Consider the following 11,835-nt stretch of genomic DNA (forward strand, 5'->3'; position numbering starts at 1 on the left):
TGTGTGGCGGTTCTTCATCCTTTATTTTTTAGTAAAGCAACAATCCTGCAATACCGCAAGCAATAATCATCAGAATCGGATTTGCTTTATATTTTCTCGTTCCGATAAAAGCAATCAGGAAGATAATGATACTGATAACGAATGAATAAGTATCTTCCGTAGGTGATCCGAAGTTCTCTACGTTCATTAATACCAGTGCGGCAGAAGCCAGCAACCCGACAACTGCCGGACGCAATCCGCTGAAAATAGACTCTACTACCGGATGTTTCTGATATTTCAGAAAGAATTTACTAATGGTCAGCATTAAGATAAAAGAGGGTAGGACTACCGCAAAGGTAGCAACGATAGACCCCCATACACTGCCTGTAGAAGTGAATCCTACATAAGTTGCCGCATTGATACCTATTGGTCCCGGTGTCATCTGGCTGATTGCGACAATATCCGTGAACTCTTGCGAACTTACCCATCCATAGCGGGTCACCACCTCACCTTGAATCATGGAAAGCATGGCATAACCACCGCCGAAGCCGAAGAGCCCGATTTTGAAAAACGTATAGAATAACTGTAGATAAATCATATGATTAATAATTTATATAATAATGTTAGGCGTATCCGTGTAATCTTTGCCTTCTCAACTTTACATTCTCAACTCTCAACTTCTTTGCCTTTTCTAAATTTTCCCCAAAGAAAGCCACCTACGCCCGCAGCGATGATAATCCAGATAGGAGAGAACCCCAACAGCCAGATTAGCAGTGCCGAAACAACGGGAATCCACAGGTTATAGCGGTTGATTTTCGCCGACCGTCCCATCGTAAAAGTCGGTGCGGCGATGAGTGCTACTACTGCCGGGCGGATTCCTTTGAAGATGCGTTCCACTATCGGATTGTCTTTGAAACTATGGAAGAATAGGGCAATAGCCAATATAATAATGAAAGACGGCAAGATCGTTCCTAATGCCGTGACAATACTCCCCCTAATCCCGCGTAGCTTATATCCTATAAAGATAGAAATATTAACCGCCAGTATGCCGGGGGCAGATTGGGAGATAGCCAGCAAGTCGATAAAGTCTTCCTGTGCTATCCATTTCCGCTTGGTGACGATTTCATTTTCGATTAACGGCACCATTGCGTACCCGCCGCCAATGGTAAAAGCGCCGATTTTAAAAAAGATTCCAAATGATTCGAGATAAATATTCATTCTTCTTTTTCTCCTTCTTTTTTATTTACTGCTTTTTTTTCTTTGAAGTATTGGCTGGGACTTACATTATAATGCTTCTTAAATACTTCACGGAAGTATTTGGCATCACTAAATCCTGTCATTTCCGCTATTTCTGTTATACTATGTATGTCTTCTTTGAGCAATCTTACGGCACGTTTCAGGCGGATCAGCCGGATATAATCTCCCGGCGACTGGTCGGTCAGTGCTCTTAATTTGTTGTAGAAACTGGTGCGGCTCATACCCATCAGGCTGCAAAGCACATCTACTGTGAGAGCCGGATTATCGATGTTATCTTCTATATTCTTCTTCACGTTTGCGATAAATTTCCAGTCAATATCCTGTGAGCAATTGATACAGTCTTCATCGTGCTCCTCTTCTTCTTCTTCTTCCAGGCTGGCATACTTGCTGCGCAGAAGCGCGCGGTTAGCCAGCAGATTCGAGATATTTGCTTTTAATATACCGATATTGAACGGTTTCACCACATACTTGTCTGCTCCGGTGTTGAGTCCAGAGAGAATGTCCTTCTCGTTGTTGAGGGCTGTCAACAGAATAACGGGAATATGTGATGTTTCGATATTGTTCTTGATAGCCTTACACAATTCGTCCCCTCGCATTTCCGGCATCATGATGTCGGAGATAACCAGTTCCGGCTTATATTCGGGAATAATTATCAAGGCTTCTTTTCCGTTGGAACAAACCTGGATGGTATAATCATCAGATAATGTTTGTGACAGATAGGTACGTAACTCGTCATTATCTTCCACGATTAAGATTCGTTGGTGGTCTGCATTCTTCTTCTTTTGTACAGTCTCGTAAATCTCGGGTGATGGAGGCGGAACGTCGCTGATAGTCTTGATTTCCTGACGTTGTTGTTTGCCTGGAGTTGCCAAATGCGCCTTACGATAGAGTTTGCTGTTCTTCGGGAAAGTGATTTTAATCACAGAACCCTGGTTCTCTACGCTCGACAGATTAATCTTTCCTTTGTGCAGCCGGACTAGTTTCCATACGAGCATCAGTCCGATACCGCTGCCGGTCACTTTGGAGTTGACGGTGTTACTGCCACGGAAATGAAGTTTGAACAGCTTGTTTTGTTCGCTGGCCGGGATACCGATGCCTGTATCTCTGACTTCCACGCTCCACGAATCGGTTGTTTCTGAGACGAAAATCTGCACGTTTCCATTTTCCGGCGTATATTTCAATGCGTTTGAAATGATGTTCTTGAAGATAGACTCCATCTTCTCCTTGTCAAACCAGACATTCATGTATTTGAAATTGCTTTCATAGGTAAAGTTGATATGTTTGATATTGGCATACTGCTGGAACGCATTGAATATTTCATTCATAAACGTATTGATTTCATGTTCCGAGATATATAGTTCGGAAGAATATACGTCCGCCCGTTCAAAGTTTATAAGATTGGTCGTGAGACGTAGCAGGGCATTCACATTACGTAAAGCCGTATTCATATTCGAAACACCCTCTTTGCTTAATGCTTCCTTTTCGCGAAGCTCTTCCAAGGGAGCTTTGATGAGTGTCAATGGAGTGCGGATATCATGTGCCGTATTGATGAAGAAGTGTATTTTCTCATCGGAGACTTTACGCTGTTTTCTTAAAATAAAAATACGCAGTAGAATTGCAGCAATGAGGGATAGTATGCCTGCATATAATAGCATTGCCCAGAATGTCAGCCAGAAAGGCTGGGCAATGATAATATCCAGACTTCTCTCTTCGAGTACGATTCGTTTATCTTCATTGGAGATGGTACGTACTTTCAGTGTATATGCGCCCGGCGCAAGATTGGTGTAACGGATTGTATTTTCGCTGCTGGGTTTGCTCCATTCTGTGTAGAATCCTTCCAGCTTCCAGGAATAAAGAATGTTGGAAGGATAATCATAGTTGATGGAAGAAACCTGCAGGGAGAAAATATTCTGATTGTATTTTAATTTCAGAACTTTGGTATCATTGATACTTTCTTTTAACGGAGAATTTTCATCTCCCGGGTAAACAGTCTGATAGAAAAGTTTGAAGTCGCTGAAAATCATCTTGGATGAATAGTTTCTGGGCAGTTTCATGTCTTTATGAAACTCGACTGCCCCGTCAGAACTGCCAAAGATAAAGTTATTGTTTTTGCGTAGTACGCCTGCCAGTGCATTGAAGTGCGTAGTCATTAATCCCATATCCTCCGTCCAGTTATGGAATTTCTTTTCTTGAGGATAAAAGCTTGTCAATCCGGTTTCTGTCCCCATCAGTATTTCTTCATCCGCATCCGATAATATAGTATAGATATTATTGGATATTAAGGCACAGTTTTCCGAGTGATAATGAGTGAACAGCTTCTTGTTAAAATCATAGATCAAGAGTCCTGAACCACTCGTTCCTATATATAATGAACCGTTTTTTGCCTGATACAGAGAGTAGATATAGGTTGATTCTACCGGTAGCTTGATGCGTTCCCATTTTCCGGATTCTTTGTCCAGCAGATATAAGCCCGTGGCGCTACCTATCCACATACTTTTATCATCTTTCTCGACGATGGCGGTAATGGAATTCAAACCGGGGTAAAGTCGTACGTCCTGTGTTTTCAGATGGATACGTTTCAGGTTGTAAAATCCTCCGGACCAGATGTATCCCTGTGAATCCATGCGGATGTCACGTATGTATTTATCCGGTCGCATACTGGTTTGGGTGTACAGCGGCGGCATGAAATAACTGACGCTAAAGGATTTTTTATCTATTTGGTAAGCGCCGGAAGAATAACCGCCTGCCCAGATAGTTCCGGGAGCTACCTCGCAGAGAGTGAGGAATATATGACTCTTATTTTCCTGTGACTTATCGAAAGAACTGAGTACCGAACGCCACTGTCCGGTCTTTGAATTGAAAAAGCTGATACCATTGTTCGTTGCAAACCATAAATCTCCGTCCCGGTCCTCAATGATTGCATTCACTTGGTCATTGATTAGGGACTGCTTGTTGCCTATGGAGTGCTTTATCCATTTATAACTGGAATAGCGGTTGTTCTGTACCGTTACTCCGATGGGATAATTAGCCAGCCAGATCCGTTCTTCGTCATCCACATAAATATCATTGATGCTGTTGCCGTTCATGCTGTTATTGCTGTTGTAGTCTGTGATGATATATGGATCCATCCGGAAGGTTTCGGTATTCATTTTGTGCACACCGCCGCCATCCGTAGCTATCAGTAATTCTTTCTTGTTCAGTGGCTTGAATTTATTAATAGTGATATCATTCAGGTTGTTCTTCGGTTGTACGACCGACTTGAGACTCATGTCGTAGACAAAGATGCCTCGCAGGAAGGTTCCTATGAATAGTTTGCCGGCCTTTCTGTCGAAATGTAAATCGCTGACCTGGAACTTCACATTCTCCAGCTTGTCGCAATTAATAAGCTCCAGGGTGTCATTCTCCAGTTTGGCATAGTGTATCCCCATTTCCGTGCCAATGAAGTAATGTGACTCGTCTATCTGCTCAATGTCAGTGATTTCCTCTTTTATTTCATTCTTGATAGGACATACTTGATCGGTTTCCGTGTTATAAAGAAAGATTGTTTCTTCGTTACACAGCCATATATGGTTGTTTTTGTCGAGCCAGGCAAAACTGACCGGAGCAGGCAAGTCGCGAAAGTTCTCTATCGGCAATTTGTAGACAAGTTCGAAACGGTCGTGCACCTGGTCGTATCGGAATATCTTACCTTTCTTGCCGATTTCCCACAGGACTCCATCCTGGTTGATGTACAGCCAGTTGAGGTTTAACAGAGAATTCACTTCTGTGTCACCATCCATCAACTTATATCGCTTGAAACTTTTTCCGTTGTATCTATCAATACCTTCGTGTGTTAGAAACCACATATAGCCGGTTCTATCTTTTTGAATGCAATAAACTCGCCGGTTGCTTAACCCATCCTCTACTCCTAGATATTGATAGGTCTGAGCGACACAGGTTAAAGGAAACAATAATAATAGAAAAATCCACTTTTTCATACAAATAGGACTTTTAAGGGTTATTGAATCTTGTTTCAGAGGGGGAAAGTTTGACAAAATTAATAAGAATTTTCGATACTGCAAAATTTTATGGCAAGATAACACGGCTCTTAAAGTGAAGCGAATCAGGTATTTTGCCACCATTTGTATAAGCTGTTTATTTATGGAGATTTAGTTGCAAAAAACGGAATTACGGTAGCAAAAAAGAGGAAAAGAAAAGGCCGGTATTTCAAAAAAATACCAGCCTTTCTTGGATGAAATATAAAAGAAGTTTTTATTTCATTTTTTCTTCAACCCATTTACGTGCATTAACAAATGCTTCGATCCAGGGAGTAACCTGATCGCTGTTCTTGCGGTCTGCCGGGTAACAACCGTTCTGCCATGGGAAGATGGAACGTTCCAAGTGAGGCATAATAGCCAGATGGCGTCCGTCTGCACTAGCCAGTGCTGCTATGGAATAATCGGAGCCGTTCGGGTTGGCGGGATATTCATCATAGCTGTACTTCGCTACTACATTATATTTATCTTCGTCATACGGCAGAGAGAACTTTCCTTCTCCGTGAGCCACCCAAATACCCAGCTTGCTGCCGCTCAGAGAGCCGAACATTACACTGCGGTTTGTCGGGATAGTCAGGCCGAGGAAGCGTGATTCGAACTTATGCGAATCGTTATGCAGCATCTTACCCTGCTTTTTCAGTTCCGGGTTGATAAGGTTGAGTTCCATCATCAACTGGCAACCGTTGCAGACGCCTAATGAGAGTGTATCTTCGCGGGCATAATACTTATCCAATGCTTCTTTTGCTTTCGGGTTGAACAGGAATGCGCCTGCCCATCCTTTGGCAGAACCCAGTACGTCGGAGTTGGAGAAACCACCACAGTAAACAATCATGTTTACGTCTTCCAGTGTTTCACGTCCGCTAATAAGGTCGGTCATCGTAACATCTTTTACGTCGAAGCCTGCCAGATAAAGTGAGTATGCCATTTCACGTTCGCCGTTTGTACCTTTCTCACGGATGATAGCCGCACGGATACCGCTCGGCGTACGACGGTTCGGGTCGATACCATATTGAGAGAACTTACCTTTGAATTCGGGCATGAAAGCAAATTCTACAGGTTGCATCTTATAGTTTTCAAAACGCTTCTTGGCGCAGCCGTTCATAGACTGTTTGCGGTCGAGCAGATAAGAAGAAGAGTACCATACATCGCGCATATAGTCGATGCCGAACTGGTAAGTAGCCCCGTCTTTAGATACAAGGATATGGCGTTCGTCAGTCGGTTTACCCAGTTTTATATAACCTACACCTGCATCTTCCAGAATCTTCTTCACTTCTTCTTTGTGCTTGTCGCTGATCTGGATAACGATACCCGGATTTTCGGCAAACAGAATCTTGACGATATCCTGTTCCTTCATCTTGTCAAGGCTGATTTCCATACCACCTTCTACGTTGGAGAAGCACATTTCGAGCAATGTAGTGATAAGACCACCGGCAGAAATATCATGTCCGGCAAGAATCAGTCCTTTGTTTACGAGTTCCTGTACGGCAAGGAAAGCGTCACGGAAGTATTCGGCATCTTGTACGCAAGGTACATCGTCGCCTACTTTACCCAGCGATTGTGCAAAAGCCGAACCGCCGAGTTTCAGTTCGTCAAAACTGAAGTCGATATGATAAAGAGTTGTCTTTTCGTTGTTCACCAATACCGGAGATACTACTTTCTTCACGTCAGAAACTTCACCGCCGGCAGAAACAATCACGGTTCCCGGAGAAATTACTTTTTCACCGTTCGGGTACTTCTGAGTCATTGACAAAGAGTCCTTTCCGGTAGGAACGTTGATTTGCAGGGCACAGCAGAAGTCGCTCAATGCTTTGACTGCTGTGTAAAGGCGGGCATCTTCACCTTCCTGAGAGCGGCAAGGCCACATCCAGTTGGCAGACAGGGAAATGCTGTCCATGCCTTCTGCCATCGGGGCCCAAACGAGGTTGGTCAATGCTTCGGAAACGGAAAGGATAGAACCGGCAGCCGGATTCGCCAATGCTGCTTGCGGAGCGTGTCCGATAGAAGTAGCGATACCTTTCTCGCCGCGGTAGTCGAGTGCTACGACACCGCAATCGCTCAACGGCAACTGAAGTTCACCCTGACATTGCTGACGGGCTACTTTACCTGTTACGGAGCGGTCTACCTTATTTGTCAACCAATCCTTGCAAGCTACTGCTTCAAGCTGCAATACATTCGTCAGATATTCATGGAGTTTGGACAATTCGTACTTCGGCATTTCATAATGACGTTCTACGGTTTTGTCTATCATATAAGTCTTGGGAGAAGAACCGAACATCTGTTCTACGGCAAGGTCGAACGGGCGTACACCGTCAGCCTGCTGGAAAGCGAAGCGATGGTCACCGGTTGTCTCACCGACTACATACATCGGAGCACGTTCGCGTTCAGCAATCTTACGTACATGTTCGATAGCTTCTTCTTTAATCAGCAGCCCCATACGTTCCTGGCTCTCGTTGGCGATGATTTCTTTTGCAGACAATGTCGTGTCACCGATAGGCAACTTGCTCATGTCAATCAAACCGCCACATTCCTCCACCAACTCGGAAAGGCAGTTTACGTGTCCGGCAGAACCGTGGTCATGGATAGAAACCACAGGATTCACGTCTTCTTCGCAAAGTGCGCGTACTACGTTGTTGGCACGCTTCTGCATTTCTGCGTTGGCACGCTGAACGGCATTCAACTCGATACCGCTGCTGTAACGACCTGTATCTACAGAAGATACGGAACCGCCACCCAGTCCGATACGGTAGTTGTCACCGCCGATTATTACGACTTTGTTTCCTGCTTCGGGAGCACCTTTCAGGCAGTCGCGCTGTGTCCCGTAACCTACACCGCCGGCAAGCATGATTACTTTATCGTAACCATACACTTCTTTGTTTTCCGTGTGTTCGAAAGTCAGTACCGAACCGCAGATCAGCGGTTGACCGAACTTGTTTCCGAAGTCGGAAGCACCGTTGGATGCCTTGATAAGAATTTGTTCGGGAGTCTGATACAGCCATTTGCGTACCGGAAGAATTTCTTCCCATTCGCGTCCTTCATCGGTACGTGGGTAAGAAGTCATGTAGACAGCAGTACCTGCAATCGGCCATGAGCCCTTGCCACCACCCATACGGTCGCGGATTTCACCGCCTGTACCGGTAGAAGCACCGTTGAACGGTTCTACGGTAGTGGGGAAGTTATGTGTTTCCGCTTTTAGTGAGATAACGCTCTTGATGTCTTTCACTTGGAAGTAATCAGGCTTGGAGTGGTCTGCCGGAGCAAACTGTTCAACAACCGGACCTTCTGCGAAGGCTACATTATCTTTGTAAGCAGAGATTATTTTATTCGGATTTTCCTGTGTCGTCTTTTTAATCATCTGGAACAGGGAAGATTCCTGCTCTACACCATCGATGATAAACGTTCCACCGAAGATTTTGTGGCGGCAGTGTTCGGAGTTGATTTGTGCGAAACCGAATACTTCGGAGTCAGTCAGTTTACGACCGAGGTCGTTTTCAACTTTCTTCAGATAGTCCATTTCTTCTTTAGAAAGTGCCAGACCTTCTTTTTCGTTGTACACTTCGAGGTCTTCGATGTAGATGATCGGTTCCGGCTGACGGTTTGTTGTGAATACGTTTTGGTCGAGTCCTTTGTACATACGTTGCAGCATCGGGTCGTAATCAGCGTTTTCATCTTTTACGGGGAAGTATTCCTCGATACGGCTGAGACCTTCAAGTCCCATGTTCTGGGTGATTTCTACTGCGTTTGTACTCCAGGGAGTGATCATCTCGCGGCGTGGACCGACGAAACAACCTTTCAGGTTTTCTTCACTTTCCATCACGGCTTCGCCAAAAAGCCAACAGAGTTTATTACTTTCGTCAGGGGTGAGCTGATGGTTGCTCTCTACGGCAATCACGCTCTTGGAAGGGGTTCTGAAAAAAAGAATCATGTTGTATATTTACGATTTTACGATTTTACGATTTTACGATTGAAGTCTCTGCAGGAGAAACTCTTCTCTTTTTCTGTGGCGCAAAGATAAGCAATTTCATTGGTGGTGAGAAAAAAAACGGAAATAAATATCTTTCCGGCTTTTCTTTTTATAAATTAGTTCATTTGGGTACGGAAATGAACTAATCTTAGTTTTTCTAAAATTAGATTGGCAGTATGCAATGATTTAATCCCCGTTATATATAAATTTATTCGTCTGACAGTTGTTGAACTTTCGTCTGACAACTGTTATTCTTCCGTCTGACAACTGTCAGACGAAAAAGCAACAATTGTCAGACGAATAAAATCATGCATCATCAATCATAAATTCATTCAGTATTAACGACAAATTAGCACAAGTTCGAAATTAGTTCATAACCGTACACCAATGAATTGGATTTTAGGAACAAAAAGAATAATTTGTGCTGCCTGCGTTTTCAAAGTCTTATTTTAAATTTCTCTTACTCCATGAAATAGGGGGCGATTCGTTGGAAAAAACGTTAATATCCTATCCTCATATCATAAAAAAGTGCGATATTTGCGGCATGATTCAGATAGAGACAATATTCGATATATTAGTTAAAGGCTTTATTATTGGCATTGTTGTGTCCGCACCTCTCGGTCCGGTGGGTGTCTTATGTATCCAGAGGACTTTGAACAAAGGGCGTTGGTACGGATTTGTGACAGGTCTGGGAGCCTCTTTGAGCGATATAGCTTATGCTTTGCTTACAGGTTACGGGATGAGTTTTGTATTCGATTATATCAATAAGAATATTTTCTATCTGCAACTGTTGGGGAGTATCATGCTACTCCTTTTTGGTTTATATACCTTTCGCAGCAACCCGGTGAATTCCATTCGTCCGGCTTCGTCCAGCAAGGGGTCTTATTTCCATAATTTTATTACTGCATTTTTCGTCACTCTCTCCAACCCTTTAATCATATTCCTATTTATCGGACTTTTCGCCCGTTTTGCCTTTGTGCAGCAGGGCGTTCTGGTCTTTGAAGAGATAACGGGATATTTTGCTATCGCTGCGGGAGCATTGACTTGGTGGCTCGGAATCACCTACTTCGTAAATAAAGTGCGTACCAAGTTCAATCTGCGTGGCATCTGGATACTGAACCGTGTCATTGGCAGTATTGTGATACTGGTGTCCGTGGCCGGATTGATTTATACATTATTGGGAGAGTCAATTTATTAGGAGATAGCTTATGAATCAGATTGCACAAAAACTGAAAGAGCAGAATATTGCTGAATACCTTATATATATGTGGCAAGAGGAAGACCTGATCCGCGCCAATCATTGTGAACCGGAAGAGATGGAAGCAAACGTGATTTCCCGCTATCCGGAAGATCGGCAGCCTGCCATGCGGGAATGGTATGGAAACCTGATTACAATGATGAACGAGGAAGGTGTGCGTGAAACGGGACATTTGCAGATTAATAAGAATGTGATTATCAATCTGACCGAACTGCATAACGCGCTGGCTTCTTCTCCTAAATTTCCTTTTTATAGTGCCGCCTATTTTAAGGCATTGCCGTTTATCGTAGAATTGCGGAATAAAAATGGCAAGAAGAATGAACCGGAATTGGAAACCTGCTTTGAAGCCTTGTATGGAGTGCTTTTGCTCCGGCTTCAGAAAAAAACGATCAGCGAAGGGACAGCGAAAGCAATGGAAGCCATTACTAGCTTCCTGTCTATGTTGGCGAACTATTATGATAAAGACCGCAAAGGTGAATTAAAACTTGATGAATAAATGAGAATTTTGGTAACGGGTGCCAACGGTCAGCTTGGCAACGAAATGCAGGTGCTTGCAAAAGAGAACCCGCAACATACGTATTATTTCACAGATGTACAGGAACTCGACATTTGTAATGAAAGTGCTGTTTGGGCTTATATTGCTGAAAAGCGAATTGAAGTGATTGTAAACTGTGCGGCTTATACGGCAGTGGATAAAGCGGAGGACAATGCGGAACTTGCTTACAAATTGAATTGCGAAGCTGCGAAAACTCTGGCAACCGTTGCACAATTTAATGGTGCGGCAATGATACAGGTTTCTACAGATTATGTGTTTGACGGCACAGCCCATACCCCATATACTGAAGACTGTGATCCTTGTCCGGATTCCGTATACGGTACTACAAAACTGGAAGGAGAATACGATGTGATGAATTACTGCGAAAAAGCAGTCGTCATCCGCACGGCATGGCTCTATTCCACTTTCGGCAATAATTTCGTGAAAACGATGATTCGTCTCGGGAAAGAGCGCGATAGCCTGGGAGTCGTTTTTGACCAGATAGGGACGCCTACTTATGCCAACGACCTGGCACAAGCCATCTATACCATTATAAATAAAGGTATAGTTCGTGGTATCTATCATTTCAGCAATGAAGGGGTCTGCTCCTGGTATGACTTTACTGTGGCTATTCATCGCCTGGCAGGAATCACCTCATGCAAAGTAAGACCTTTGCATACGGCGGAATATCCGGCAAAGGCAAACCGTCCCGCCTATTCCGTACTTGATAAGACAAAGATAAAAACAACGTTCGGCATCGAGATTCCTCATTGGGAGGAAAGTCTGAAACGATGCATTGACACCTTATAAT

Annotated in this window: 7 protein-coding genes; 3 read left to right on the forward strand and 4 right to left on the reverse strand. The window is 43.7% G+C overall.

Translation table 11 applies throughout. The annotated features are described in order from the left end of the window. Positions 1–28: 28 nt before the first annotated feature. The 4 genes from RDN93_RS05430 to purL form a co-directional block, all read right to left on the reverse strand. Positions 29–577, reverse strand: a complete 549-nt coding sequence (locus tag RDN93_RS05430) for a chromate transporter (RefSeq protein ID WP_308744553.1) — start codon at positions 575–577, stop codon at positions 29–31. A 68-nt stretch (positions 578–645) separates the two neighbouring features. Beyond that, positions 646–1,197 carry a chromate transporter gene (locus RDN93_RS05435; protein WP_308744554.1) on the reverse strand — a complete coding sequence of 184 codons (552 nt, stop codon included), beginning with the start codon at positions 1,195–1,197 and terminating at the stop codon, positions 646–648. Then, positions 1,194–5,213, reverse strand: a complete 4,020-nt coding sequence (locus RDN93_RS05440) for a two-component regulator propeller domain-containing protein (RefSeq protein WP_308744555.1) — start codon at positions 5,211–5,213, stop codon at positions 1,194–1,196. The genes RDN93_RS05435 and RDN93_RS05440 overlap by 4 nt, the downstream gene beginning before the upstream one ends. Before the next feature lie 274 nt (positions 5,214–5,487). Continuing rightward, positions 5,488–9,192 carry a phosphoribosylformylglycinamidine synthase gene (purL, locus tag RDN93_RS05445; RefSeq protein WP_308744556.1) on the reverse strand — a complete coding sequence of 1,235 codons (3,705 nt, stop codon included), beginning with the start codon at positions 9,190–9,192 and terminating at the stop codon, positions 5,488–5,490. A 583-nt stretch (positions 9,193–9,775) separates the two neighbouring features. Between purL and RDN93_RS05450 the strand changes: the two genes are divergently transcribed. From RDN93_RS05450 to rfbD, 3 genes are read left to right on the forward strand one after another with little or no spacing between them, the layout of a single operon-like run. After that, on the forward strand, positions 9,776–10,429 hold the full coding sequence (locus RDN93_RS05450) for a LysE family transporter (RefSeq protein WP_308744557.1): 654 nt from the start codon (positions 9,776–9,778) through the stop codon (positions 10,427–10,429). A gap of 10 nt (positions 10,430–10,439) precedes the next feature. Beyond that, complete coding sequence (locus tag RDN93_RS05455) at positions 10,440–10,985, forward strand: DUF4924 family protein (RefSeq protein WP_308744558.1); 546 nt, start codon at positions 10,440–10,442, stop codon at positions 10,983–10,985. Continuing rightward, positions 10,986–11,834, forward strand: coding sequence for a dTDP-4-dehydrorhamnose reductase (gene rfbD, locus RDN93_RS05460; RefSeq protein ID WP_308744559.1), 849 nt, complete (start codon positions 10,986–10,988; stop codon positions 11,832–11,834). Position 11,835 lies beyond the last annotated feature (1 nt).

It is taken from the genome of uncultured Bacteroides sp. (assembly GCF_902491285.1).
Classification (GTDB): domain Bacteria; phylum Bacteroidota; class Bacteroidia; order Bacteroidales; family Bacteroidaceae; genus Bacteroides.

Bases quoted from the DNA above. Each gene is read 5' to 3' on its own strand.
- purL (WP_308744556.1), bottom strand. From the start codon at position 9,192: ATGATTCTTTTTTTCAGAACCCCTTCCAAGAGCGTGATTGCCGTAGAG.
- RDN93_RS05430 (WP_308744553.1), bottom strand. From the start codon at position 577: ATGATTTATCTACAGTTATTCTATACGTTTTTCAAAATCGGGCTCTTC.
- RDN93_RS05435 (WP_308744554.1), bottom strand. From the start codon at position 1,197: ATGAATATTTATCTCGAATCATTTGGAATCTTTTTTAAAATCGGCGCT.
- RDN93_RS05440 (WP_308744555.1), bottom strand. From the start codon at position 5,213: ATGAAAAAGTGGATTTTTCTATTATTATTGTTTCCTTTAACCTGTGTC.
- rfbD (WP_308744559.1), top strand. From the start codon at position 10,986: ATGAGAATTTTGGTAACGGGTGCCAACGGTCAGCTTGGCAACGAAATG.
- RDN93_RS05455 (WP_308744558.1), top strand. From the start codon at position 10,440: ATGAATCAGATTGCACAAAAACTGAAAGAGCAGAATATTGCTGAATAC.
- RDN93_RS05450 (WP_308744557.1), top strand. From the start codon at position 9,776: ATGATTCAGATAGAGACAATATTCGATATATTAGTTAAAGGCTTTATT.